Here is a 25,589-nt window from a genome sequence, read left to right on the forward strand (position 1 = left end):
AGTTGCCAGCAACGCGAATGTCTGCCGTCACCGCCATCCAGTACACTCAGGATCAGATGCGCACGCTAACTGGCGTGTCCGCCGAAACGGTGCGGCATTGGCGCAAGACCGTGCCCTACTTGGCGTCCAAGACCGGGAAGGCTGCCCGATTCACCTTCGCCGATCTCCTTGGCTTGGCCGTTACCAATGAGCTGGTCAGCTCATTGGGCGTGCACATCGCCACCGTCAGCGTCGGCGTGGACGCGCTTTTTCGGTTGCTGAGCACCAGTGGCGCGTTGGCGCTGAACGGGTCTGTGGCGTTCGTGACGCCCACTTTGGCGAACCTGTGCGATATCGGCCCCGAGGGGGTTGGGCCGGCGCCGGCCCAACCGACTCTCGTGATCCCGCTCGATCCGTTGATCATGCGGCTTCAGCAGCACATGCTGCCGATCGTCCCGACGCCGAGCCAGGCAGCGTTGCCGTTTCCACCCGAAGCTATCCGGAGTAGGGCGTGAACACTGCCACGCTGGAACAGGTGCTCGCCGCAACCGGCTACCTGCCGGACGGGCGACCCGCGCCCGGCCTTCGGTTGGGGGCTGAGGCGCAGTCCTCGCGCCACGGCCGCGTTTTTGTTCCGGACGCATTGTGGCGCAGCGCGTCGTCGTTGACCGTCTACTTCAAGTTTGAGCAAAGCGCGCCTGCAGACGATCTGGTCAGCCAGTGGCGACGAGAGGTCTGGAACGAGGGGTTCGCGCCGTTGCTGTGGGTGATCTCGCCGCAGCGTATCGACCTGTACAACGGTTTCGGCACACCCGCGAAAGAAGGCGATGCCCAGAGACATTTGATTCGGCGTTTCGAGAACATCGAAGCTTCGCTTCATGAACTGGACGAGTTGGCCGGCCGACTGGCGATCGAGACGGGCCAATTCTGGGCCCAGGTGCCGGCCATCGATCGCAAGACCAGCGTCGATCAGAAGCTCCTGTCTGACCTTGGATGTCTCGAACGCGATTTGGTCGCAGGCAATCTCGCGCGCGATGCGGCGCAGGCCTTGATTGGGCGCGTGATCTTCACCCAGTACCTGATTGACCGCGAGATCGTCAGTGCGGCGCGGTTGAAGCGGGTATGCGGCCGCACGGCGTTGCCGGCGATCCTGCGCGACCGGCCAGCGACCAGCAAGCTGTTCGCATGGCTGGCCCAGACCTTCAACGGCGATATGTTTCCGCCCTCGTCGGTGAAAACGACACCAGCCGCTCACCATTTGACGCGGGTTGCGGAGTTCCTGGAGGCTGTCGATCCTGAAAGCGGGCAACTCAGCTTCTTCCCCTACCAGTTCGACGTGATTCCGGTCGAGCTCATCAGCTCGATCTACGAGCAGTTTGCACATGCTGAGCCGCAGACTGGAGGAAAGCGCACAGAAGCGTTGCGAAACGGCGTGCACTACACGCGACTGTCCGTCGTCTCGCTGGTCCTCGATGAGGTCATGGATGGTCTATCTGGACGGGAGTCGGTGCTGGATTTGACGTGCGGCTCCGGTGTCTTCCTGGTCGAAGCGCTGCGGCGCTTGGTTCATCTTCGCTCGCAAGGTCAGCCGCCCACGAGGGAGCTGATCCGCTCGACGCTCTACGGGCAGGTGTATGGCGTAGACATTAGCGAAGCCGCGATTCGCGTCGCTGCGTTCAGCCTGTACCTGGCTGCGCTTGAGCTGGACCCTGACCCGCAACCACCGCAGTCCCTGAAGTTCCAGCCATTGATCGGCAGGACATTGCTCGTCGGTGACGCTCGTACTGTCGAACGTGATGGAGATGGCAAGGCCGTGCTGGCGACGCCGACAGGGCTGAAGCAGTTCGACCTTATCGTGGGCAATCCCCCTTGGAGCTTTAGGGGGCAGACAGGAACCGAAGCGCGGCGCAAGACCAGGGTTGCGGGCGTACCTGCGCAACCGCGCGGTGAAGGCTTGGATTTCGTGTTGCGAGCGGCGGAGTTCTCACATGAGAAGACCCGTTTCGGCATCATTCTTAGCGCGATGCCGTTCTTCAGCCGCAGCGGCACCGGCATGGCAGCAGCTCAGCATGTGATGCGAGCCGTGGCTCCGATCACCTTGGTAAATCTGTCCAATTTGTGCAGTTGGCTCTTCGCGACAGCGGCTATGCCCGCAGTGGTTCTCTTTGCCCGTCATCGACCGAAGCAGCGAACGGATCAGGTCACGGTCGTTCAGATCCCGTGGACGCCCAGCGGTGCAAGGACTCATTCGTTCGAGGTGGCGCCGAGTGACGTCATCACTTTGACACTCGACGAGATCCAAGAACAGCCGTTGAAGCTCAAGGCAGCAGCCGTTGGCCGGCGCCGTGACCTCCTATTGCTGGATGACTTGACTTCGGCCCACAGAAATCTGGGCGAGCAACTCTCATTACTCGACACTACCTTCCAGGTTGGATTGATTCGCGGGGCCCCAGAGAATCAGACGCGCGATGCTCGCCCGCTAAAAGGATTGGATGTACTGCAAGTCAAAGACATGCAGCACTTCAACATTCCCGATGATTTGCCGACTTTCAGCCAATCGAAGGCACAATGGCCACGATCGCGGGAGATATATCAAGCCCCGCTTCTCATCGTGAAGGAAATGCTTCTGGGGAGTCCACGCGTCTTGGCGGCCGTCTCCGAGCGGGATCTCGTCTTCACGAACTCATACTTCGCAGTGTCTCTTCCGAGAGGGCACACGCGGACGGCACATTTGCTTGCCACCGTGTTGAGTTCTGCTTTTGCGACATGGTTCTTCTATCTGACCGCTGCAGAGTTTGGAATCTACAAGAGGAAGCTGCTGGCTCGCGACCTCAGCTTCCTACCGGTGCCTAATTTCACGAGCGCAGTGAAATCTGAGGCTGGCCAGCGCCTGCTGCAGATTGAGAAGAATCTGCGCGCCAACGGCACCGACGAGAGGGGATGGGCTGAACTGGACGAAGCTGTCTTCGATCTGTACGAACTGAACGATGCCGACCGAACTGTCATTCGAGACGGCCTCCTTCGCGCCGGGTGGCAATGGGAAACCGGCCGCGAATCATCCGTGGAGCCATCGGACAGTCGTACTGAGGTCACGGCGTATGCCAAGACGTTCCTGTCCGTTATCGAGGATTGGCTTTCCGTTCGCAATAAGCGGCACATGCGCGCCGAAGTGCTCGACTTGCCAAGCAGTTCGGCCTTGCGCGTCGTGCGCTTTGTCTTGGAAGAGGGGCCGGGTAATGCGAGCGTGAGCGTCGTGGCACCACAAGGCGAATTGGGTGAAGTACTGGCACGTATCGGCAGGCGCCTGAAAGTCAAGATTGCGACCGCGCTCAGTGCAGAGCGGGAATTGCGAGTACACGGACGCAACGAAGTCGTGATCATCAAGCCAGCAGCGCGGCGCTACTGGATGGGCATAGCGGCACTGGAAGATGCCGATGCAGTGGTCGCGGAGAGCTTTTCAGGGGGCAAAGTTTGAGGATCCCCTATGAGACACCTCCTGCACTGGGCAGAGAGTTCATTGAACTTGAGCCCGAGGTTGTGGCGGTCATTCTGCTGACACTGGCCGCAGGTTGGCAGCGAGCATGCGCAGCCGAGGACGTGAATGCCAACGCTGGAGAGGTAATCATGACCGAGCGCCTGCGGGACGGGATGCGCATTGCGCTGAAGAACTCCCCGTGGAAGCAGATCATGGTGCTGCCTGGCACGGAATCGCGATCTAAAAGCAACGTGATGCTGCCAGACGGACGTACCGACATCCCGCTGGCGTTCGTCGAAATTTTCTTGCGCACGCAGGAGCATGATCCGCACGCGATCATCGAATGCAAACGAATCGCCGGGTCGGACACTCACTTGTGTCGAGAGTACGTCGTCGAGGGCATGGATCGATTCATCCAGGAGAAGTACGGCGAGAACCATGCTATCGGCTTCATGGTGGGGTACGTTCTTGCCGGCGTTCCTTCGGAATCCGCGGATGGCGTCAACGCTTACTTGAGAAGAGTTTCGCGCTCGGTAGATCGCCTCGCCCCGAGCGACATCAGTGACGGGACTTGGCAGAGCCTACACGCACGCTCCAAGCCGTCGATGCCGATTCGCTTACAGCATGCGTTTCTTGGGTTCGCGGGCACCTCAGCGTCCCGCACCTGATCTCCGCCTCCGACAGGAGGCAATCACAACGCTCACAACGGCATAGGGTATGAAACCGGCAGGGGCCGGATGCGGTTTCTTTGTCGCGCTAGATCGGCACTTGAAGTCGACTGTGACTTTGATCGACTCCAAGGACGCCCGATATGCCGGCCCCCGTCTTCAAGGCTTCGCCCCGGCTGCCGACCATCAGCATTGCGCCCGGACTGTGGGCAGTGCTGTTCATGTTTACCCAGACTGCAGCAGCCGACGTGCTCGTCGTCACCGACAGCCGTCATCCGGTGCAGGCTCCAGCCGGCGTGCGGATCATCGAGCTGGACCAGGCCACGCGCATCGAGGTCGAACTCGCCGCGCACCTACCGGCCGACCCGCAACAGGCTGCAGCCCTGGTGCGGCAGCGGTTGCATGACGGCGGCGAGGCCCTTCAACGCCGCATCGGCCACGCCTACCAAGGTGTCGCGGATGCCTGGGGACTGGGCATCGCCAAGATTCCCGCCGTGGTGGTCGATCGACGCTACGTGGTCTACGGCGAGCCCGACGTGCCCCGCGCCGTCGCGCGCATCAACGCCTACCGGAGCACGCAGCCATGAGCCTCCTGCTGGCACGCCGGCGCCTGCGCGCCACCGTCGCCTCGCTGCTGCTGAGCACGGCCACGTCGACGTTCGCCCTGGACACCGCCACCATCGTCTCGTCGGCGCTGTCCCCCGACTGCCTCGAATACCGCGTGGTCGGTATCTGCTACTGGCTGTACTGCACGCCCTTCGGCTGCTCGGTTCGCACTTCCGTCAAGGTGCGCCACTACGTCCCCGATGCGGTGGTGTCGAGCTACTCGAACACTGGCGAAAACCCGTGGCTGGAGGTCAGAGCGATGAGCATGCCCAACCCGACCGCCAAGGCTGGCGGTGACGGCACGACCAATCACGACAACGAGAACAACCTCGCCAAGTTCAAGAACGCCGATGTCATCGGCCATCCGGCCGGGCTGGTGTTCAGCCAGTTCGCCAGCGCCTCCGGCTACACCTGCGAAGGCGCTGGCACGGCCTTCATGCCGTATCTGCTGAGCACGCTCGACACGATCGCCTGGCGCTACAACATCCCGGAAGCGTTCTACCCCGAAGCGCTCATCCCCGGCCGGCGCGAAATCGGTACGCGCACCGGCCTGAACCTCTGGGGCAACGTGTATCCCCGCGGTGGCTTCCTGCACCAGACCGACGACCACAAGAGCGGCGCCGTGGTCGCGCAGCGCGCGGGCGACATCGTGACGCGCCGCAACCAGATTCACGTGTACCAGCCTCTGCTGGCCAACGCCCGCGACGGCTACTGGCCGGCCGGCGCGCTGATGGAGACCGACGCCTCGACGGGCAAGTGGCAGGAGCTGACGCCCACGCTCTCGAACAGTTGCGTGGTTTTCCCGCACAGCCGCACCCGCGTGCAGGCCCAGCAAGGCGACTACGCCTGGGCCTTGTGGCGGCCGTACTCCTGCTGCCGGCGCCGTGGCCAGGTCTTCCTCGGCAGCGTCGATTTCATGTGAGGAACCCACGATGACCGCCTCCCTCCGTCACTTCCTGCGCCGCGCGAAGTCGCCCCTGCGGGCCACGCTGCTCGTGGCGGCCATCACGCTGGTCGTCAGCGTCGCCTGGGCGCAGACCCGCATCGATCCCAATGGCGTGAACGTCAGCGGCAGCGTGATCGGCGACGACGTGCTCTACAGCATCGGCGGCGGCCGGGCCGTGTCGATGGGTGGTGCCGGCAACATGCAGAGCATCGGCGTCGGCGTCGGCTGGAACAGCAACCTGATCTGCGGCGACATGAGCATCACCACGACGCTGCAGAACCAGCTCAACGGCATCACCAACGGCTTCCAGACGATCATGAGCAACGTGATCCAGAACGCCACCAGCGCCGTGGCCTCGCTGCCGGCCCTGATCATCCAGCGCGCCGACCCGGGGCTGTACAACCTGCTCACCAACGGCATCCTCCAGGCGCGCCTGGATTTCGACCGCTCGAAGATGACCTGCCGGGCCATCGCCAATCGCATGGCGGACATGGCCGGAGGCCAGGCCGGCTGGGACCAGCTCGCCGAAGGGATGGCGCTGCGGGATGCGGTCAGCAGCACCGATGCCGTCTCCGCCATCGAGCAGGCCGAGTCCAACAAAGGGAACAACGGCGTGCCATGGGTCGGCGGCGGCAACGCGGGCGGCTCCGGTCAGAGTTCGATCAAGGTGGTCGGCGATGTGACGCGCGCGGGCTACAACCTGCTCAACGGGCGCAGCGCCACCGATACCTCGTCGATCGCGCGCAGCGCCTGCGGCAACCGCCTGACCTGCCAAACTTGGTCCTCGCCCCAGGCGGCCGCGGACTGGGCGACCCGCGTGTTGGGCGAACGCGAGCAGCGCACCTGCGAAAACTGCACGAAGACCCAGACCACGCCTGGCGTCGGGCTGACGCCAATGATCCAGGAAGAGTACGAGACCAAGCTGCAGGCGCTGCAGGAACTGGTGACGGGCACCCGGCCGACGACGCTGGCCAATCTCGACGCGGCCGGCAGCAGCTCGCTGCCGATCACCCGCGGCGTGATCGAGGCCCTGCGTGACGAACCCGACCAGGACGTGCTGGGCAAGCGCCTGGCGTCGGAGGCGGCGCTGTCCAGCGTGCTGGAGAAGGCCCTGCTGCTGCAACGCACGTTGCTCACTGGCAAGAAGGAGCCGAACGTCGCCGCCAACGAACTGGCCGTGCAGGCGGTAGACCAGGAGAACAGCGCGCTGGAGCAGGAGATCAACAACCTCAAGACTGAGCTGGAGCTGCGGCGCACGCTGGCCGGCAACTCGGCGATGGCGATCATCCAGCGCCACAGCACCCGCGCTGCCGGTTCGCGCGGCGTCTTCGAGGGCGACACCACGCGCGACCGTCTGCGGGAAGTCCAGAGGCCGCGGAGCGGTACGCCATGAGCCGGCTGGCCTGGCTGCGGCTGCCATGGCTGTTCAACCGCCGCGTCGGTGTGGCGCTGCTGTGGACCTTGCTCGTGGTCGCCGCCGCGGTGGCGGTGAACATCGCCGGCATCCACGTGGTCGGCGGCGTCGAGGGCTGGCAGCACTGGCTGCAGGCGCACGCCGGCCACTTCTTCGTGTGGCGGCTGTGCCTCTACGGAGCGACGGCTTACGGCTGGTGGTGGATGCGTCGGCGCCTGTTGCGGCGGGAGCCGTCCCGCGAGACGCATCAGCGCCTGCTGCGCACGGAGATCGCGGCCGTGATCTCCGTGGTCGCGCTGGAAGCCAGCCAACTGCTGCGGCACGGCTGAGACCGGGAGGCAGGCATGACGCTCTACACCACGGACTACCTGGAGTATTACCTGACCCTGGTGGCTTGGGTGGTCAACAACGGCATCTGGAGCATTCTCGTGGCCAGCGGCGTGTTCGCGCTGCCGTTCGTGGCCATCGTGATCCAGGAGTGGCTCAAGGCCCGCAGCGAAGGTGCGGACGAAGGCAACAAGGGCGTGCTGTCGTCGATGCGCATCGAGAACCGGGTGTGGGTGGCGATCGTGGTCATCATGTTCGCCGGCATCCCGTTCATCCCGGTGGATCTCGCCACGATCAGGTTCGACACCACGCGCTCCGCGCAATGCCAGGTCAGTGTCCCGCTGCCCAACGACACGGGCTGGTCCAACGTCTACACGGCGCTCAACGACCAGAGCGCGCTGGTGCCGGTGTGGTGGTTCTTCATGCACGCGCTGTCGAAAGCCGTGACGGGCTCCGCGGTGGCGGCGATTCCCTGCGGCACGGACCTGCGTCAGATTCGCATGGATGTGGATGCCACGCGCATCGACGATCCGGTGCTGGCACAGGAGGTCGCCGACTTCACGCACGACTGCTACGGGCCGTCGCGCGCCAAGCTGTTCATGAACCGGCCGACGCTCTCCGACGAGCAGATGAACGACGTCACCTGGATCGGGTCGAGTTACTTCCTCGACACGCCCGGCTTCTATGACACCTATCGCGCCAGGACCCCACGCACGGCCTGGCCCTACGACGCGACCCGCGATGCGGGGCTGGCACAGGTGGACAGCGGCGGCGGCTATCCGTCCTGCCGGCAGTGGTGGGCCGATGGCGGCCAGGGACTGCGCAGCCGGCTGCTGGCACAGGTCGACCCGGACCTGCTGACCCGCATCGGGCGCTGGGTGGGCTTCCTGTCGCAGAGCGAGGTCAATGACTCGGTGATCCGCGCCGTCGTCTCACCGCGGCAGCAGAAGATGAACCAGGGCGCCGTCTACACCGATTACGGCGGCCAGATCGACAAGACGCTGCCGAACATCGTCACGCGCGGCGCGAGCGACCTGGGGCTGACCGTCGGCTCGCTGGGCTTCTTTCCGGCGATGGACGTGGTGCGCCAGGCGCTGCCGATGGTGCTGACGATGCTCAAGATGGCGCTCGTCATCTGCATCCCGCTGGTGCTGCTGATCGGCACCTACGACCTGAAGACGGTGGTGACGGTGAGCTGCGTCCAGTTCGCGCTGTTCTTCGTGGACTTCTGGTTCCAGCTCGCGCGCTGGATCGACAGCACGATCCTGGACGCGCTCTACGGCTGGGGGTTTGGCGCCGACAGGCCGCACACGAACTTCGATCCGCTGATCGGCTTGAACAACGCCTTTGGCGACATGCTGCTCAACTTCGTCATGGCGATGATGTTCATCGTGCTGCCGACGTTTTGGGTCATGGCATTGGCTTGGGCAGGCGTTCGCACGGGAAATATCGTGCAGGGGTTGTCCACCGCCACCTCGGACGCCAAGGGCGCTGGGGGGCGTGGCGCTGGTATGGCAATGAGCGCCGTATCGAAGAAGTGACCGCCGTTCAGTCGTCGTCGGTCACATGCGGGTCGATGCGCCAGTCGCTCTTGTCATAAAGCCCGAAGCCGTTGGGGCCTTCCCTCCACTCGGGTTGCGGTTCCTCTTGATCAGAGTCGTCGTGCTGCACGAGCCATGCAGCAGTCACCGCAAAGGCAAGCAGCAGGGCCAGCCAGAACGCGGAGTAGAGCAGCGCACCGAGCACGGCGAGCTTGACGATCCAGAGCACCGCCGTCGCCGCGCCCGCGGGCACCCCGCGCGTCACCAGCCAGCCGGCGACACGCTGCTCGCGGCGCAGGTATCCACGCCAGGCACGGCCAGCCCCCCGGCCCAGCCGGTGGCTCCAGCGCCCGTTGTGCGTGTTGGTGCTCATGCTCATATGCCTCGGCTTCAGTGGTGCCTCACCTCGCGGAGCGGCCGGTCGTGGCCTGCCCTCCAGCATAGACCGCGATCAGGAGGGCGGGTTGCGGCCGGCAGAGCCGGGTTGGCTCGGGCCGCAGGTCGATTAGATTCTGAGCGATAAATCAAACCTTATGCTACTTTCCCTGCACGTTCTTGCAATGGCTCTAGGGTCGATTGGATTCTGTGTTATTTTTATAGCATGAATGGAAATTCTCGGCACCAGGTAATCAAGCGACTGCAGGCGGGACTCCCCCGTGGGGCGCCGTTCGACCTTGCCACCCTGAGCCAGTTCGGGGTGTCGCCCCAGCTCGCCGCCCACTATGCCGACGGCGGGTGGCTCGTGCGCCTGGCCCATGGCGTCTATGCCTTCCCGAACGATGAGTTCGGGGTCTACGGTGCGCTGAAGTTCCTGCAACAGCGCGTGCCCGGCCTGCACGTCGGCGGCAAGAGCGCCCTGGCCCTGCAGGGTGTGCGGCACAACCTGGGCAGCCGGGAGGCGCTGGTGCTGTGGGGCGACGGTCGTTTCGTGTTGCCAGCCTGGTTCACCTCGCGCTTTCCGGCCCGCTACGTCCACGCCCGCCTGTTCGACTGGCCGGACACGGCGCTGGCCGGCAAGACCCTGACCACGCCGCCTGGCCTGCCCGAGGATCTGCGGGTGGCAGCCCCCGAGCGTGCCGTGCTGGAGCTGCTGTACGAAGCCGGCGTCAAGCAGAGCCTCGAAGAGGCCCGCAACCTCTTCGATGGACTGCGTTCCCCCCGCAAGGACTTGCTCGGGCAACTGCTGTCCTGCTGCGCCAGCGTGAAGGCCGTGCGCCTGTTCCTGACCTGGGCGCGCGAGACCAGCCTCGTGGATGTGGATGCCCTGCTGGAGCAGTACCCGGTTCGCACCGGCAGCAACACGCGCTGGATGAGCCGGCTCGATGACGGCACCTTGCTGAGCCTGAGACCTCATGGATAAGACCTACGCGGACACCGTTCGCCTGCTGCTGGCCGTCGCGCCCGACGTGTTCGCCAACGACATCTTCGCCATGAAGGGCGGCACGGCCATCAACCTCTTCGTGCGGGACATGCCGCGCCTGTCGGTGGACATCGACGTGGTGTACCTCCCGTGGCAGACGCCGCGCGACGAAGCGCTGCAAGCCATCAACCAGGAGCTGGCCGCCATCGCCACGCGCGTTGCGCCACTGGGCGTGCAGACACGCCTGGTTCGCGCCAAGGACCTGGGAGACACCAAGCTGATCGTCGAGAACGACGCCAGCCAGGTGAAGATCGAGGTCAACGTCGTGTTCCGAGGCAGCGTGCTGCCCGTCGAGCGGCGGCCGCTGAGCGCCAAGACCAGCGATTTGTTCGGCGTCGAGTTCGAGCTGCCGGTTCTGGCACCGGACGAGCTGTACGCCAGCAAGCTGGTGGCCGCGCTGGATCGGCAGCACCCCCGCGACCTGTTCGACGTGTGGCAGCTCTACGAATCGGGCGACATCAGCGACGGCATGGTCGAGTGCTTCGTGATCTATCTGGCGGGCCACAACCGGCCGCCCCACGAAGTGCTGTTCGGCAACGACAAGGACATCGCCGGCGAGTACGAACGGGCCTTTGTCGGTATGGCCGAAGTGGACTGCCCCTTGGATACGCTGCTGGACGCTCGCGCGCAGTTGCGACGCGAGTTGCAGCAACGGCTGACGAAGGCGCACAGGCGGTTCCTGAGCGGTCTGGTACGCGCAGAACCGGACTGGTCGCTGGTGCAATGCCAGCACGCCGCGCAACTGCCGGCACTGCGCTGGAAGCTCAACAACCTGGAGACCTTTCGCAAGAAGCGCCCCAAGGACTTCGCCGCGCAAGCCGCTGCGCTCGATGCCGGCCTGGGCCAGATCTGAAGCGGAGGCAGAAGTATTCCCGGCTTGCCGGGGTTGCCCCATGCCGCATTGATTGCGGCACGCGACACGCGCTGCCCCTATACCCAAAGGCTTCCGAAAAGGCCGCAAGGGCTGGGAAGGGGCAAGGGAACGGAGCCAAGGGGAAAGGCCCTACCCGAAAAGGCCAAAAGGCACCCCTGAGCAGCCCCTCATCCGAGGTTCGTCATGCTCTCGCTGTTCCAGCGCAAACGGGTGCCACCCACCGCCGGCACACCGCCCACATCCGCCATCGAAACTCCAAAAGGGTCGATGCGGCCGGAGTCGGCCGCATCGCTGCTGGCGACGCCGCGTCGACAGAAACTGCTGGAACACATCTGGCAGCGCACATCGCTCTCGCGCCGACAGTTCGCCACGCTCTACCTCGCCCCACTGGAGCGCTACGCCGAGTTGGTCCAGCAGTTCCCGGCCTCCGAGAACCACCACCACGCCTATCCGGGCGGCATGCTGGACCACGGCCTGGAGATCGTCGCCTATGCGCTGAAGCTGCGGCAGTCATACCTGCTGCCTGCGGGCGTCACGCCGGAGGCACAGGCGGCCCAGGCCGAAGCCTGGACCGCAGGCACGGCCTACGCGGCCTTGCTGCACGACATCGGCAAGATTGCGGTCGATCTGCACGTCGAGCATGCCGACGGCAGCGTCTGGCATCCCTGGCACGGCCCGCTGCGAAAGCCCTACCGCTTCCGTTACCGAAAGGAGCGCGAGTACCGCCTGCACAGCGCCGCCACCGGGCTGCTCTACGTGCGCCTTCTCGATCGGGACATCTTCGACTGGCTCAGCGGCTATCCCGACGTCTGGGCCGCGCTGCTGTACGTGCTGGCCGGCCAGTACGAGCACGCTGGCACGCTCGGCGAACTGGTCGTGCAGGCCGACCAGGCATCGGTCGCCCAGGAACTCGGCGGCGATCCCAGCAAGGCGCTGGCGGCGCCCAAGCATGCGCTGCAACGCAAATTGCTCGACGGCTTGCGCTACCTGCTCAAGGAAGAATTCAAGTTGAACCAGGCCGGTCCGGCGGACGGTTGGCTGACCCAAGACGCTCTGTGGCTGGTGAGCAAGACCGTCTCCGACAAGCTGCGCGCACATCTGCTGTCGCAGGGCATCGACGGCATCCCGGCGAGCAATACGGCGGTGTTCAACGTGCTGCAGGATCACGGCATCGTGCAACCGACGCCGGATGGCAAGGCGATCTGGAAGGCTACCGTCACCAGCGACGCCGGCTGGTCGCACGCCTTCACGTTCCTGAAACTCTCGCCGGCCATGATCTGGGATGCCGCCGACCGGCCGGCGCCGTTCGCAGGCCGTGTGCAGGTCGAAGAGGAACAGGCGGAGCCGCCGCCGCTAGCGCCGGCGGTGGCCGATGGGCCGCGCGTGGAAGGCACCGAAGCTGCACCCGCGAGCACGGCGCCGATCGCATCCATAGCCACAGACACCGGCGTGGCCGCGCTGCTCGATCTGCTGGGCGACACCGCTCCACCCACAGCATCGGAGACCCCGACTTGCCCTGTTGCCGAGGCCGAGCCGGCCCCTTCGACCGTGCCCACGCCAGGAATGAGCCTCGCGCCTTCCCAGGATCGCGCGGAGCCCTCCGGGGCGCACTTCATGGCCTGGCTGCGCCAGAGCATCCAGACGCGCAAGCTCATCATCAACGACGCCAAGGCCCTGGTGCATACCGTCGCCGGTACGACCTACCTCGTCAGCCCCGGCGTGTTCCAGCGCTACGCGCAGGAGTACCTTCAAGTCGCCGCGCTGGCCAAGCAGGAGAAGCTGGAGGGGTGGCAGTGGGTACAGAAGCGCTTCGAGAAGCTGGGACAGCACCGCAAGCAGCCGAGCGGGCTGAACATCTGGACCTGCGAAGTCACGGGGCCGCGCAAGTCGCGCCGGCTGCACGGCTACCTGCTCGTCAGCCCGGATGCGCTGTTCCAGGAGACGCCGCCAGACAACCCATACCTGCGGCTCCTCAACGAGGCCGCAAAGCGCGATGATTCAGCCCTTGGGGGCAAGGACGACGATCAGGCGTAGGCATGCGACCGCTGTGCGGGCCGGCTTCAATCTGCGGATGGGGCCGACTCTGCCAGCTTGGCTTCGGTCAGAGTCATCAAGTGGGCGGAACTGCATTTCAGCGCACGGGCGATCTTGAGGATGAGAGGGAGCGTGGGGACATGCTCGCCGCGCTCGATCTTGCCCATGTGCGACCGTTCGATGCCGGCCATGTGGGCCAGCGTTTCCTGAGCGATACCCTGGTTGGTTCTTTCTTCCCGCACGGCAGCCCCAAACGCGATGGCTGGTTCCGCTTCGTAGGTAGTGGTGCCGGTGGGGCGGCCCCTTTGGATCGAACGCTTTGGCATTGCCAAGAGCGTCGAACACGGTCACGATTTAAACCACGTTAAACTTAACTCATTCAACGGATTCGAGATCAGTTGCCACGAGTTCACCGCCTGGGGGGAGCTGGACGTGGAATCGAGTGACATCACCGCCGAAATTCGCATGGCCGTCCTCGGCGAATGGGTGCCTCCCCAGCTCGCCGACGTGCTCGCCCTGCAGCGTGCCGAAGAGCCGGAGACTCATGCCGTCCTGGCCGGCTGGACAGATCCCGGTCGAGGCGCGGAGCTGCCGGACGACGGCTTCGACTTCGCCTTGTCTGCGGTTGCCCGGCAGTGGCCTGGCTGGGTATGCGAACCGCTGTGGCATGACACGCTGGCGGTCGCCGTGGCCAAGCGCTCCCACCTGCTGGCCTACCGTGAAGTGCCGTGCCAGGAAGTGCTCAAGCAGCCCTTGATCTGCGCGCAGTCCACGACCGATGAACCATGGCGCATGACCGTGCAGCGTGTGTTCGAGAACGCGCTGCAAGAGCGAGAGCAAACGGTGGAGACATTCGATGTGGCGATGACGCTGGTTGCCGCCGGGTACGGGATCGCCATTGCGCCTGCCGCGAGACTGGCGAGCTACCTACGCCGAGGCATCGCCGTGCGGCCGCTGGCCGGCGCACCAACGATCGTGATGGCTTACCTGCTCCGCCGCGATGCTTCCTTGTCGGACACCCAGGCAAGATTCGCCCGCCGCGCGCGCCTGGTGTCCTGACAGACGCGCGGGGATCGGGGTTTCGCCACGATCCCGCATTCCTGCTGCTAGGCGACCCCGACTCGCGGCGGGGTCCATTCGCTTTCCTTCACGGCTGTGCTCACTGCCATGACGAGCTTGTCGAGATTGCTGGCCGTCACGCCCTCCAGTGCCGAACGCCCCCGCAGCATCGAGCGCGGCTGCAGCAGTGCATGGTAGATCTGCCAAGGGTCGGCACCCCTGGTCAGCTTGAGGACGGACTGGATCAGCTCGTGCTTGAGTGGGTCGAGGTGCCAGTCCGGCACCCGCTGGCCGCGGTTGCCCACGTTCAACGCCAGCAAGTTGCCCGCCTTGATCTCGTAGCTGATCCACCTGCGGGACTTGCCCGCCATCTTCGCAAACGCAGCGACGGGAAGGTTGTGCGGCGCCTCGAAGACATCGAACAGCTCCATCCTCTCGCGCTGAATGTCCGAAGGCACCAGCGGCGCGGCCGATCGAGGGGGCGGAACCGCCGGCAGCCGATGTGCGGCGGCAGAAACCAACGGCATGGCGTCGCCGGGCTTCGTCACGAGCAGGATTGGCGAAGCGGCAACCGGCGTGGAGGGTGCGCTTGCGGTTTGCTCATTCGGGAACGCGGGAACGCCTTCCAGATGCACGGTGAGCGGCATGCTGGCCGCCTCGACCTGGTTCTGCTCGAAGAGGTCGAGCCGATCGGCCCAGTCCTGCATCATGCGGCGACGCTGCTCCACGTACTCGGCATGGTTGTAGGTCGCGCTGACCTTGTTGGGATCGACATGCGAGAGCTGTGCATCCACCCAGACCTTCGGGTAGCCGATCTCGTTGAGCGCAGTGGACATCGTGCCGCGGATACCGTGTCCGGTCAGGCGTTCCTGATAGCCCATGCGTTTGAGCGCACCATTGAGCGTGTTCTCGCTGATGCGCTTCTTCAAGTCGCTGTCGTGTCGGAACAGGTGGCGCTGGGCCGGCTTGAACTCATCCAGCAGGTGCCGGACGATCTCCATGGCCTGAATCGACAGCGGCACGATGTAGGGCGGGATGTCCTTTGGCTGCTGGCGCTTCTTGCGCATATCCAACTGGAGTTGCTTCACGACGTCGGGCGGGATGATCCACAGCCCGCGGTCCAGATCGAATTGATCCGGCGTCGCCTGTCGCAGCTCGCCGGTTCGCACGCCGGTCAGCAGCAATAGCCGCAGCCCGAGCTGGGTCTGCCGCCTGCCGCGATAGCTGCGCAGCCTCTGCAACAGCTTCGGCAGCTCGGCCATGCGCAGGAACGGGTTGTGGTTGACGGGTGGCAGCGGCAGCGCCACCACATCGAGATCGGAGGCAGGGTTCTGCTCCAGGCCCGGCACGATCACCAGCGCGTAGCGGAACAGTTGGTTGAACCACGTCCTGACTTTCTCGGCGACGGAGAGCGCCCTGCGCTTCTCGATCTTGGCGATCACCTCCAAGAGGTCGGGACGCTTGATCTCATAGATCGACCGTTTGCCCAAGGTGGGCAGCACATCCTTGTCGAAGATGCGCGGAAGTATCGAGAGGGTCGTCTGCCGGCCTTCCTTGAGGCTGAGCCCGCGATGCTTGAGCCACTTGCGATACACCGCCTCGAAGGTGTTTTCGTCGGCGAGCCGGACAGCAGTGCGTTTCTGCTTGCGGTGTACGCGAGGATTGGTGCCTTTGGCCAGCAGGGCGCGCGCTTCGTCGCGCAGGCTGCGGGCCTCGCGAAGCGTCACCTCCGGGTAGGTGCCGAGCGACATCCGCTTCTGCTTGCCCGCCCAGTAGTAGCGGAAGTGCCAAGTCCTGCCCCCTGCAGCGGTGACGGCCAGGGAGAGGCCATCCAAGTCAGGGAGGGTGTATGCCTTGCCTGTTGCCTTGGCCTGTCGAACGGCCAGGTCTGAGAGTGCCATGCTCTTGCTCCTGAACATGAGTCAGGAACCAGATGCTGGTCACGTCGACCTCGCCCCTCCATCAACAATCCGGAATCAGCCGCGCCCGCAAAAATGGACTTGTTTGTGGACTTAAAAGTCCCGGCTGTAGGCGGATCGCAGTGGACTACGGCAGAACATCAAAGAGAGGAAAAGTCCTTGTGAGGCAACGACTTGTAGACTCTCTTGGACTTCTGCGGAAGTCCGCAGATTGATGCAGTGGAGCGGGTGAAGGGAATCGAACCCTCGTCAGTAGCTTGGGAAGCTACAGCTCTACCATTGAGCTACACCCGCGGCGGGTCCGCGCATGGTAACCCGGGTGGCGCGCGCTGGGAACTGGCCGCGCGACCCAATGGCGGCTTAACCGGAGATGGCCCGCAGGTGAACCGTTCCGGCCGCCGTGCGTTGGATAAGGCATGGATAACCCGCCCCATGCGCATAATCGACCCGTGCCACTGCCGCACCCACCGTCCCCAGGGGAGACCGCCATGCGGATCTTGACCAAACTGTTCGTTTCGCGCTCGTGGCACGCCGCGGCGCTGGCCGTGCTGCTGGCCGCCGGCGGTGTCGCCCACGCGCAGGCCGCCGGCGACGACGACTACGCGCCGCCCAGCCGGGTGGCCCGGCTGTCGTGGTCCAGCGGCGAGCTCGGCCTGCTGCCGGCCAGCGCCCGCGACTGGAGCGACGCCAGCGTCAACCGCCCGCTGACCACCGGCGACAAGCTTTCCAGCGGAGACGATAGCCGCGCCGAACTCGAACTGGGCGGCGCCACCCTGCGGCTCGACCAGCGCACCGACATGGGCGTGCTCGACCTGGACGACCAACTGGCCCAGATCGAACTGACCCAGGGCACGCTGAGCCTCAGCGTGCGCCAGCTCGAGCAGGGCCAGAGCTACGAGATCGACACGCCCACCGTGGCGCTGGTGATCGACCAGCCCGGCCGCGTGCGCGTGGACATCGACGGCAACGAGACCCGCGTCACCGTGTTCGACGGCAAGGCCACCGTATACGGCGAGAACGATGCGCAGCGCGACGTGTTCGCCGGGCGCAGCTACCGCTTCGTCGACTCCGATCTGGCCACCATCGCGATCAGCGACATCGACGGCGGCGACGATTTCGACGCCTGGGTGGACCAGCGCGACCAGCGCTACGCGCAATCGCGCAGCGGCCAGTACGTCTCGCCCGACGTGGTCGGCTACCAGGACCTGGACCAGTACGGCGAATGGCAGGACGACAGCGACTACGGCGCCGTGTGGTACCCGAGCAACGTCGCCGTGGGCTGGGCGCCGTATCGCGACGGCCACTGGGCCTACATCGCGCCGTGGGGCTGGACCTGGATCGACGCCATGCCGTGGGGCTACGCGCCGTACCACTACGGCCGCTGGGCGCACACCCACCGCGGCTGGGGCTGGGTCCCCGGGCCGCGCTACGCCCGACCGATCTACGCGCCGGCGCTGGTCGCCTTCGTCGGCGGCGGCGGCTTCTCGGTGGGCATCGGCAGTGGCCCGGTCGGCTGGTTCCCGCTCGGCCCGGGCGAGGTCTACAACCCGTGGTACCGCTGCAACCGCGACTACTACCGCCGCGTCAACGTCAACAACATCCGCGTGACCCGGCACATCACCCGCGTGGCCGTCGACGATCGCGTCGCCCGCCATTACGACCGTTACCGCAACAACCGGCCGTTCGACGAGCACTATGCCAACCGCTACGCACCGCGCGGCATCACGGCGATGTCGTCGCGCGAATTCGCCGCCGGCGCCGGTGTGCAACGCCACCTGGTCAAGCTCGACCCGGCCCGGCTGGCATCGACCAGGGTGGCGCCGCGCGGCGTGGACATGATCCGCCCGCTGCCGCGCAACGCGGTCAACCAGCGCAGCGCGCACGTGCGCCAGCTGCCCACCGGTGGCTTCCAGCGCACGGTGGTCGCGCGCCGCGCGCCACCCGTGGTGGCCGCCGACCTCGCCGTTCGACCGGGCACTGCGCGGACAGGATCGAACGTGCGCGTGCTGAATCCACGCCGCGCCGAGCTGTCCGCGCGGAACGTCACCGAGCCGAGCCGCCCGCCCGCGCGCAGCGCCGGCGCCACGGCCGCAACGCTGCCAGTGCCTGGCCGGGTAACGTCGGCCGCGCCCGCGCCACGCGAGGAACTGCGTTCGGCACGCTACGCCCATCCGCAGGATCGCCGGCGCGACACCCCGGCCGCGATGCCGCGGCCCGGAGTCAGCTACATCAGCCCGGCGGCGCGCAGCGAACCGTCGCTGCCGCGCGTGGCGCCGATCCGCCGCGCCGACGCCGGCGAGCCGGCCGTGCGGGAACGCCCCGCAGGCGTCTCCAGGCCCGTGGCCGATCCGCCGCGCGTGCGCACCGAGCCCCGCGTCGAGCGCCCGGCAACAAGCCGCCCGAACATCATGCGCCAGCCGCCACGCGAAATCGCCCGCCCCACCGCGGTGCGCGAGGCGCCACGGCCGCAACCGATCCAGCGCCAGGCGCCACGACCGATGACCCAGCCGCGTGCGCCGACGCCGCGCGCCACGCCGCCCCAGCGCGTGGCCCCGCCGGTGCGCGCCGAAGTGCAGCGCGGGCGGCAGGTCGACCATCGCCAGCAGCGCGAGCAGTGAGCTGACCCGATACCGCTCGCGGCGGCCACGGAAGGCCGCCGGCGACCCGCCGCCAGGCCGACCTGCTAAAGTCTGCCGCCCGCGACGGGCACGCGCCCTCGCCCGGCTCCGCCGGCGACCCCACGCCGTCGGCCCCCTGGTTGCCCGGACCCTCGCATGACGGCTGACGATACCGACAACTTGCCGGCGCACCTGCGCCGCATCCGCAGCTTCGTGTTGCGCGAGGGGCGCATGACGCCGGCGCAGCAACGCGCGTTCGACACCTTGTGGTCGCGCTACGGCCTGGACTACACCGGCACGCCGCGCGACCTCGACGCCAGCTTCGGCCGCAGCGCGCCACGCGTGCTGGAAATCGGCTTCGGCAACGGCGAGGCGCTGGCCTGGGCCAGCGAGCACGACCCGGCGCGCGATTACCTGGGCGTGGAAGTGCACGGCCCCGGCGTCGGCCGCCTGATGAACGCGCTGGCCGCGCGGGACGCCGGCAACGTGCGCATCTACAAGCACGACGCGGTCGAAGTGCTGGAACACGAAATCGCCGTCTCCGCACTGTCCGAGGTGCGCATCTGGTTTCCCGACCCGTGGCACAAGAAACGCCACCACAAGCGCCGCCTGGTCCAGCCCGAGTTCGTCGCCCTGCTCGCCTCGCGCATGGCTCCCGACGGCCTGCTGCACCTGGCCACCGACTGGCAGCCCTACGCCGAGCACATGCTGGAGGTGATGGAAGCCGCCCCCGGCTGGCGCAACGCCATCGCTCCCGGCGCATACGCCGACAAACCCGAGTGGCGCATCGAGACGCACTTCGAACGGCGCGGCCTGAAGCTGGGGCACGGGGTGCGGGATCTGCTGTACCGAAAAGCGTGACCCCACCCCAGCACCCGAAAAATCTCCGCCACCACGTCATCAGTGCGCAGCAACACATCATCGTTCCAGAAACGCAGCACCCGATACCCTTCGCGCCGCAACGTCTCGGTACGTCGCTCGTCGTACGCCAGCGCATCGAGATGCTGCCCGCCATCCAGCTCGACCACCAGCCGCGCCGGAATGCAGACGAAATCCACGATGTAGCCGGCCAGCGGATATTGCCGACGGAATTTGTGGCCGCCCAGTTGCTCGTGGCGCAGGCCACGCCACAAGCGGCGTTCGGCGTCAGTGCCGTGGTTGCGCAGTGCGCGGGCGCGAATCCATTTGCGCTGCATGGCGAATCCTTCGCTGGAGTCGGGACAAAGAGCGTAACCCCCTCCCAACCTCCCCCTGCAAGCAGGGGGAGGAGCAAAAACTGGTACGCCTACGCCGTCGCGCAGTGCCCCCTGCCGCGCCTTTGTCCCCTCCCCTGCTCGCAGGGGAGGGTCGGGGTGAGGCCCGCCTTTCGCCCTCGATTCACCGAGCCCGCTTATACTCGTCGCCTACCAGCCAGGGACGAATCGACCGCAGCGTGAAGCTTCCACTGCCCCGCCGTACCCACGAACGCCGGCTGCACTGCCGGGGCGTCAGCTAGTGGCACTCTCGCTCACCCCGGAAATGATCCTGGTGCTCGGCCTGGTGGGCTTCACCATGCTGATGCTGGTGCTGGAGTGGATCCGCGCCGACATGGTGGCGCTGCTGGTGGTGGTGGCCATCGGCCTCATCGGGCTGCTCCCCGCCGACAAGGTTTTCGACGGCTTCGCCGGCAACGCGGTGATCGCGATCATCGCGATCATGATCATGGGCGAGGGGCTCGATCGCGCCGGCGTGCTCAACCTCACCGCGAACTTCGTGATGCGCATGGCACGCGGCGCGGAATCGCGCCTGGGTGTGGTGATCAACCTGGTCGCCAGTCTGTTCAGCGCGGTGATCCCCAGCCAGGCGCTGGCGGCGATCATGATCCCGGTATCGAGCCGGCTGGCGGCGCGCACCGGCGTGCCGCTGTCGCGGCTGCTGTTGCCGATGGCGTTCTGCATCCTCACCGCGACCAACACCACGCTGATCGCGAACTCGCCCCTGATCGTGCTGAACGACCTGATCGCCAGCGCCAATCTCAACCTGCCGGCGGGTGCGCACACGATCCCGAAGTTCGGCCTGTTCAGCGTCACTCCCGTGGGCCTGGCGCTGGCCATGGTCGGCGTGGCTTATTTCTATTTCTTCGGCCGCAAGCTGCTGCCTGGGCACGAGGACGAGCGGCTGAAGGTAACGCCGGGGCGCACCGAGAGCTATTTCGCCGAGACCTACGGCATCGGCGGCGAGACCGCCGAGCTCACCGTCACGGCGGAGAGCCCGCTGGTGGGCATGAGCATCGGCGAGGCCGAATCGTTGCACCAGGCGCCGCTGATCCTGGCGATCAAGAGCGGCAACGAGGCGCGCATGGCGCCGCCGGCCGATCACGTGATCTGGGTCGGTTCGGTGCTCGGCGTGCTCGGCCCGCGCGACCAGCTCAACCAGTTCGCCAACAACCAGCTGTGCCGGCTGTCCACCCGCATGCGTCAGCTGGGCGAGTTGTTCAACCCGACGCGTGCTGGCATTTCCGAAGTGGTGATCCCGCCGGTGTCGCGCTTCATCAAGCACACCGTGGCGGAGCTGCGCCTGCGCAAGCGCTTCGGCATCTCGGTGCTGGCGGTGAACCGCGGCGACCAGGTGTTTCGCGACGACGTGCGCGGGGTCAGCCTGCGCGCCGGCGACACCGTGGTGCTGCACAGCAACTGGCGCGACCTGGCGCTGGCGGCCGAGGACAAGGACCTGGTCGTGGTCACCGACATCCCGAAGGAGGAGCAACGCCCCGGCAAGATCTGGCAGGCGGTGGGCTTCTTCCTGCTGGCCAAGTGCCTGGCCTTGTTCACCAATCTCGACCTGTCGATCGCGATGATGACCGGTGCGATCGGCATGCTGCTGTCCGGCGTGCTGAACATGGACGAGGCATACAAGGCGATCAACTGGAAGACCATCTTCGTCACCGCCTGCCTGATTCCCCTGGGTTGGTCGATGGATGCCACCGGCACCGCCGCGTGGCTGGCGCAGGTGGTGCTGGAGCATCTCGGCAGCGCGTCGCCGTGGGTGTTGCAGCTCAGCCTGGCGGTGCTGACCCTGCTGTTCTCGCAGGTGATGTCCAACGTGGGCGCCACCGTGATGATGGTGCCGATCGCGATCAGCGTGGCCGTGGCCACCGGCGGCAATCCGTCCGCCTATGCGCTGATCATCGCGGTCTCCTCGTCCAACACCTTCCTGCTCAGCTCCGGCCATCCGGCGCTGATGATGATCACCGGTCCCGGCGGCTACAAGGGCAAGGATTTCCTGCGCGTCGGCCTGCCGCTGACCTTGACGGTGCTGGTGGTGACCCTGGTCGCGGTGAACCTGTTGTTCCGGTGAGTTGCCGGGACTCGGGATTCGGCGAACTTCAGGGCAGCGCCGCGGGATCGATGCAGACGATGCCGTCGATCACGCGCAGCGGGACCGCATGCAGCGACTGGCCGCGGCAGGGCCCGCCGGTGCACAGGCCGTCGGCCTGGTTGAACACCGCGCCGTGCACCGCGCAGATCAGGCTGTCGTTCTTCAGCAGGAACTTGCCCGGCGCGTAGTCGAGCCGGTTGCCGGCGTGCGGACAGATGTTGAGGTAGCCGCTGACCTGCCGGCCCCGGCGCAGCAGGATCAGGCTCTCCTCGCCACCGGCCAGCATCGCGTCCACCGCGGTGGCGCCACCATCGGGCACCTGCTCCAGCGCACACACGGCATGCGCCTGCGACGACCCGGTCTGGTTCACTGTATCCATCGGCACTTGCCTCACGGTTCGCGAGGCCCCATCGTGATAACGTAAGTCGTTGATTTTAACACACGAGTTTTTAACACATGCGTCTCTACCTGCATTCCATGCGCCGTCCACGCCACCCGCTGGCGCGCTTCCTGTCGTTGCTGCTGGGGCTGGCCGTGATCGGCGTGCTGCTGGTGTTCGGCCTGGTGGTGGCCGGCGTGTTGCTGATCGGCGGCGTGATCGTGCTGGCGATCCGCCAGTGGAAGCAGGCGCAGGCTCCGGCGACGACGCCTGCGGGCGCGCCGAACCCGGGCGCGGCAAAAGCCCAGCCGGCGGTGCTGGAGGGCGAGTTCCGCGTGATCCACCAGGGGCGTCCCGTCACCCATTGAGGCGCGCGCCCGCGACACGGGGATAATGCGGCTTCCCCATCCGATTCTTCCCCATGTCCGATACCTCTGTCTCCCTCGCGGTCGACGCGCCGCGCCGCCTGACTGATCCCCGCGTCCTGATCCCGCTGGCGCTGTTCGCGCTGTACGTGATCTGGGGTTCGACCTATCTGGGCATCCGTTTCGCGCTGGAGAGCTACCCGCCGTTCCTGCTCGCCGGCGTGCGCTTCCTCGGCGCCGGCATCGCGCTGTACGGCTTCCTGCGCTGGCGCGGGATGGCGCCGCCGACATCCTTGCAATGGCGCAACGCGGCGATCACCGGCCTGCTGCTGCTCGGCATGGGCAACGGCCTGGTGTGCTTCGCCGAAGAGCGGGTGAGCTCAGGCATCGCCGCGGTGGCAGTGGCCAGCATGCCGCTGTTCGCGGCGCTGTTTTCCGGCATGTACGGCGAGTGGCCGCACCGGCGCGAGTCGATCGGCCTGGCCATCGGCTTCGCCGGCGTGATCGTGCTCAACCTGGGCAGCAGCCTGGCCGGCTCGTCGCTCGGCGCGGCCGCCCTGCTGCTGGCCGCAGCGGCATGGGCGTTCGGCTCGGCGTGGAGCCGCCGCCAGTCCATGCCGCCCGGCCCGATGAACACCGCCGCGCAGATGTTGTGCGCCAGCGTCGCGTTGCTCGTCGTGGGCTTCGCCGGCGGCGAGCACCTGCCCGCACACCCGACCATCCGCGCCACGGCGGCACTGATCTACCTGGCGGTGTTCGGTTCGATCATCGCGTTCAGCGCCTATCTGTACGTCCTCAAGCACGCGCGCCCGGCGCTGGCCACCAGCTACGCCTACGTCAACCCGCCGGTGGCCGTGCTGTTCGGCGTGCTGCTGGCCGGCGAGCACGTGGGGCCGTTCGACCTGGCCGGCATGGCGATCATCCTGGCCGGCGTGGCGGTGATCACGCTGGCGAAGGTCAAGGGAAACAAGAAGCCGTAGGAGCCCGCTCGCGGGCGATGCTCCTGCTTTTGCGAATCCCCCATCCCGGCTTTCAAAGCATCGCCCGCAAACGGGCCCGTACCGGTGGCGCTCTCGACCTTGGTCGGCTTGCCTGCATGGCTGCCGCGGCGCGAGGATGGTGCGGATCACCGGCGGAGAACGGCATGAACGCATCGCAAGACGGCTGGATGGCGCGCGTTGCCCTGCGCAGCGCGGCGTGGGCGGAGCGCTGGTTTCCCGATGCGTGGGTGTTCGCGGCGTTGGGCGTGGTGCTGGTGGCGCTGGCCGCGTTCGCGTTCGGTGCCACGCCGGTGGCCACCGTCAACGCGTTCGGCGACGGCTTCTGGAGCCTGATCCCGTTCACCATGCAGATGGCCTTCGTGGTGATCGGCGGCTACGTGCTGGCCACCGCGCCGGTGGTGGCGCGCTTCATCGACGTGCTGGCGCGCGCGCCGCGCAGCGGCCGCGGCGCGATCGTGTACATCGCGCTGGTCAGCATGCTGGCGTCGCTGCTGTCCTGGGGTTTCTCGCTGGTGTTCGGCGGATTGCTGGTGCGTGCGCTGGCGCGACGCACGGACCTGCACATGGATTACCGCGCCGCGGGTGCGGCGGCGTATCTCGGCCTCGGCGCGATCTGGGCGATGGGGTTGTCCTCGTCGGCGGCACAGTTGCAGGCCAACCCCGCCAGCATGCCGCCGGGCCTGCTGGCGATCACCGGCGTGCTGCCCTTCAGCCAGACCATTTTCCTGTGGCAGTCGATCGTGCTGACCGCGGTGCTGATCGTGGTGTCGCTGCTGGTGTGCTGGTTCACCGCGCCGTCGGACGCAAATGCGCGCACCTCGAAGGATTTCGACATCGGCGAAAGCTCCACGCCCGCGTTGCCGCCGCGCACGCGCCCGGGCGAGTGGCTGGAATACAGCCCGCTGCTGGCGCTGGCGATCGGCCTGCTGGGGTTGGGCTGGCTGGGCCACGAGTTCGCCACCAAGCCGGCGGTGACCGCGATCGCCAACCTCAACACCTACAACTTCCTGTTCCTGACCCTGGGCATCCTGCTGCACTGGCGTCCGCGCAGTTTCCTCGACGCGGTGCATCGCGCCGTACCGAGCACCGCCGGCGTGCTGATCCAGTTTCCGCTATACGGCGGCATCGCCGCCCTGCTCACCCACGTGCCCGGCGCCGATGGTTCCACTCTGGCGCACCGCTTGTCGAACCTGTTCGTGCACATCGCCGGCCAGGAAAGCTTCCCTGCGGTGATGGGCGCGTACTCGGCGATCCTGGGCTTCTTCGTGCCCTCCGGCGGCGGCAAGTGGCTGGTCGAGGCGCCCTACGTGATGCAGGCGGCGAACGACCTGCACGTGCACCTGGGCTGGGCGGTGCAGGTGTACAACGCGGCCGAGGCGCTGCCGAACCTGATCAACCCGTTCTGGATGCTGCCGCTGCTCGGCGTGCTGGGGCTCAAGGCGCGCGACGTGGTCGGCTACACCTTCGTGCAACTGGTGGTGCACGTGCCGCTGGTGCTGGGCATGCTGTGGCTGCTGGGCATGACGCTGGATTACGTGCCGCCGGTGATGCCTTGAGAGCCGGGATTCGGGATTCGGAAAAGCTGGCGATCCGGAGCTTCCCCGCGC

General features: G+C 66.4%; 22 protein-coding genes, 1 tRNA gene and 1 pseudogene. 18 read left to right on the top strand and 6 right to left on the bottom strand.

The window, feature by feature from the left end:
* The first annotated feature begins 17 nt into the window (after positions 1–17).
* From B1991_RS11140 to B1991_RS11175, 8 genes are all read left to right on the top strand, one after another.
* Complete coding sequence (locus B1991_RS11140) at positions 18–494, top strand: MerR family transcriptional regulator (protein ID WP_003292122.1); 477 nt, start codon at positions 18–20, stop codon at positions 492–494.
* Positions 491–3,454 carry an HsdM family class I SAM-dependent methyltransferase gene (locus B1991_RS11145; RefSeq protein ID WP_003292121.1) on the top strand — a complete coding sequence of 988 codons (2,964 nt, stop codon included), beginning with the start codon at positions 491–493 and terminating at the stop codon, positions 3,452–3,454. Before B1991_RS11140 ends, B1991_RS11145 begins: the two co-directional genes overlap by 4 nt.
* Positions 3,455–3,603: 149 nt before the next feature.
* On the top strand, positions 3,604–4,122 hold the full coding sequence (locus B1991_RS11150; RefSeq protein WP_013721898.1) for a hypothetical protein: 519 nt from the start codon (positions 3,604–3,606) through the stop codon (positions 4,120–4,122).
* A gap of 143 nt (positions 4,123–4,265) precedes the next feature.
* A complete protein-coding gene (locus tag B1991_RS11155) occupies positions 4,266–4,709 on the top strand; it encodes a TIGR03757 family integrating conjugative element protein (protein ID WP_016446147.1) in 444 nt (147 codons plus the stop codon).
* Entirely contained in the window at positions 4,706–5,650 is a 945-nt protein-coding gene (locus B1991_RS11160) for a TIGR03756 family integrating conjugative element protein (protein ID WP_017244840.1), read from the top strand. Before B1991_RS11155 ends, B1991_RS11160 begins: the two co-directional genes overlap by 4 nt.
* 10 nt (positions 5,651–5,660) lie before the next feature.
* Positions 5,661–7,067 (top strand): integrating conjugative element protein, encoded by a 1,407-nt coding sequence (locus B1991_RS11165; protein WP_136258765.1) that lies wholly within the window; start codon positions 5,661–5,663, stop codon positions 7,065–7,067.
* A complete protein-coding gene (locus tag B1991_RS11170) occupies positions 7,064–7,417 on the top strand; it encodes a hypothetical protein (RefSeq protein ID WP_023121123.1) in 354 nt (117 codons plus the stop codon). Before B1991_RS11165 ends, B1991_RS11170 begins: the two co-directional genes overlap by 4 nt.
* 15 nt (positions 7,418–7,432) lie before the next feature.
* Positions 7,433–8,956 carry a conjugal transfer protein TraG N-terminal domain-containing protein gene (locus B1991_RS11175; RefSeq protein WP_023115033.1) on the top strand — a complete coding sequence of 508 codons (1,524 nt, stop codon included), beginning with the start codon at positions 7,433–7,435 and terminating at the stop codon, positions 8,954–8,956.
* Between the two features lie 7 nt (positions 8,957–8,963).
* Here the strand turns inward: B1991_RS11175 and B1991_RS11180 are convergent, their stop codons facing one another.
* Positions 8,964–9,329, bottom strand: a complete 366-nt coding sequence (locus B1991_RS11180; RefSeq protein ID WP_023083159.1) for a DUF3742 family protein — start codon at positions 9,327–9,329, stop codon at positions 8,964–8,966.
* 228 nt (positions 9,330–9,557) lie between these two features.
* Here B1991_RS11180 and B1991_RS11185 point away from each other — a divergent pair, with 228 nt between their 5' ends.
* The 3 genes from B1991_RS11185 to mobH all read left to right on the top strand — a co-directional run bounded on the left by B1991_RS11185 (position 9,558) and on the right by mobH (position 13,284).
* Complete coding sequence (locus tag B1991_RS11185; RefSeq protein WP_136258766.1) at positions 9,558–10,316, top strand: type IV toxin-antitoxin system AbiEi family antitoxin domain-containing protein; 759 nt, start codon at positions 9,558–9,560, stop codon at positions 10,314–10,316.
* Positions 10,309–11,229 (top strand): nucleotidyl transferase AbiEii/AbiGii toxin family protein, encoded by a 921-nt coding sequence (locus tag B1991_RS11190; protein WP_011829993.1) that lies wholly within the window; start codon positions 10,309–10,311, stop codon positions 11,227–11,229. The genes B1991_RS11185 and B1991_RS11190 overlap by 8 nt, the downstream gene beginning before the upstream one ends.
* A gap of 204 nt (positions 11,230–11,433) precedes the next feature.
* Positions 11,434–13,284, top strand: coding sequence for a MobH family relaxase (gene mobH / locus B1991_RS11195; protein ID WP_136258767.1), 1,851 nt, complete (start codon positions 11,434–11,436; stop codon positions 13,282–13,284).
* A 26-nt stretch (positions 13,285–13,310) separates the two neighbouring features.
* Here mobH and B1991_RS11200 read toward each other — a convergent pair whose 3' ends face one another.
* Positions 13,311–13,610, bottom strand: a complete 300-nt coding sequence (locus B1991_RS11200) for a helix-turn-helix domain-containing protein (protein WP_003282197.1) — start codon at positions 13,608–13,610, stop codon at positions 13,311–13,313.
* 106 nt (positions 13,611–13,716) lie between these two features.
* On the opposite strand from B1991_RS11200, the gene B1991_RS11205 reads away from it, so the two are divergent.
* Positions 13,717–14,343, top strand: a complete 627-nt coding sequence (locus B1991_RS11205) for a LysR substrate-binding domain-containing protein (RefSeq protein WP_033895044.1) — start codon at positions 13,717–13,719, stop codon at positions 14,341–14,343.
* A 47-nt stretch (positions 14,344–14,390) separates the two neighbouring features.
* Here the strand turns inward: B1991_RS11205 and B1991_RS11210 are convergent, their stop codons facing one another.
* Positions 14,391–16,244: a tyrosine-type recombinase/integrase gene (locus B1991_RS11210; protein WP_023657702.1), complete on the bottom strand. Its 1,854-nt coding sequence runs from the start codon at positions 16,242–16,244 to the stop codon at positions 14,391–14,393.
* A 238-nt stretch (positions 16,245–16,482) separates the two neighbouring features.
* A tRNA-Gly gene (locus B1991_RS11215) sits at positions 16,483–16,556 on the bottom strand.
* Positions 16,557–16,750: 194 nt separating this feature from the next.
* Here B1991_RS11215 and B1991_RS11220 point away from each other — a divergent pair.
* Both B1991_RS11220 and trmB read left to right on the top strand, forming a co-directional pair.
* On the top strand, positions 16,751–18,880 hold the full coding sequence (locus B1991_RS11220) for a DUF6600 domain-containing protein (RefSeq protein WP_136258768.1): 2,130 nt from the start codon (positions 16,751–16,753) through the stop codon (positions 18,878–18,880).
* 156 nt (positions 18,881–19,036) lie between these two features.
* Entirely contained in the window at positions 19,037–19,741 is a 705-nt protein-coding gene (gene trmB / locus B1991_RS11225; protein WP_136258769.1) for a tRNA (guanosine(46)-N7)-methyltransferase TrmB, read from the top strand.
* Positions 19,742–19,749: 8 nt separating this feature from the next.
* Here the strand turns inward: trmB and B1991_RS11230 are convergent.
* Positions 19,750–20,076 (bottom strand): annotated as a pseudogene (locus tag B1991_RS11230) (endonuclease domain-containing protein); the annotation flags it as partial.
* A gap of 322 nt (positions 20,077–20,398) precedes the next feature.
* Here B1991_RS11230 and B1991_RS11235 point away from each other — a divergent pair.
* The gene (locus B1991_RS11235) at positions 20,399–22,216 is read left to right on the top strand and encodes an SLC13 family permease (RefSeq protein ID WP_136258856.1); all 1,818 of its coding nucleotides are present in this window, start codon (positions 20,399–20,401) and stop codon (positions 22,214–22,216) included.
* Positions 22,217–22,244: 28 nt separating this feature from the next.
* Here B1991_RS11235 and B1991_RS11240 read toward each other — a convergent pair whose 3' ends face one another.
* The gene (locus B1991_RS11240; RefSeq protein ID WP_136258770.1) at positions 22,245–22,616 is read right to left on the bottom strand and encodes a Rieske (2Fe-2S) protein; all 372 of its coding nucleotides are present in this window, start codon (positions 22,614–22,616) and stop codon (positions 22,245–22,247) included.
* A gap of 77 nt (positions 22,617–22,693) precedes the next feature.
* On the opposite strand from B1991_RS11240, the gene B1991_RS11245 reads away from it, so the two are divergent.
* The 3 genes from B1991_RS11245 to B1991_RS11255 all read left to right on the top strand — a co-directional run bounded on the left by B1991_RS11245 (position 22,694) and on the right by B1991_RS11255 (position 25,538).
* Positions 22,694–22,984 carry a hypothetical protein gene (locus B1991_RS11245; protein ID WP_136258771.1) on the top strand — a complete coding sequence of 97 codons (291 nt, stop codon included), beginning with the start codon at positions 22,694–22,696 and terminating at the stop codon, positions 22,982–22,984.
* Positions 22,985–23,037: 53 nt separating this feature from the next.
* Complete coding sequence (yedA, locus tag B1991_RS11250) at positions 23,038–23,961, top strand: drug/metabolite exporter YedA (protein ID WP_136258772.1); 924 nt, start codon at positions 23,038–23,040, stop codon at positions 23,959–23,961.
* A gap of 188 nt (positions 23,962–24,149) precedes the next feature.
* Positions 24,150–25,538 carry a short-chain fatty acid transporter gene (locus B1991_RS11255; protein ID WP_136258857.1) on the top strand — a complete coding sequence of 463 codons (1,389 nt, stop codon included), beginning with the start codon at positions 24,150–24,152 and terminating at the stop codon, positions 25,536–25,538.
* The last annotated feature ends 51 nt before the right edge of the window (positions 25,539–25,589 follow it).

Origin of the sequence: Rhodanobacter lindaniclasticus (assembly GCF_004799035.1) — a bacterium.
Classification (GTDB): Bacteria; Pseudomonadota; Gammaproteobacteria; order Xanthomonadales; family Rhodanobacteraceae; genus Rhodanobacter; species Rhodanobacter lindaniclasticus.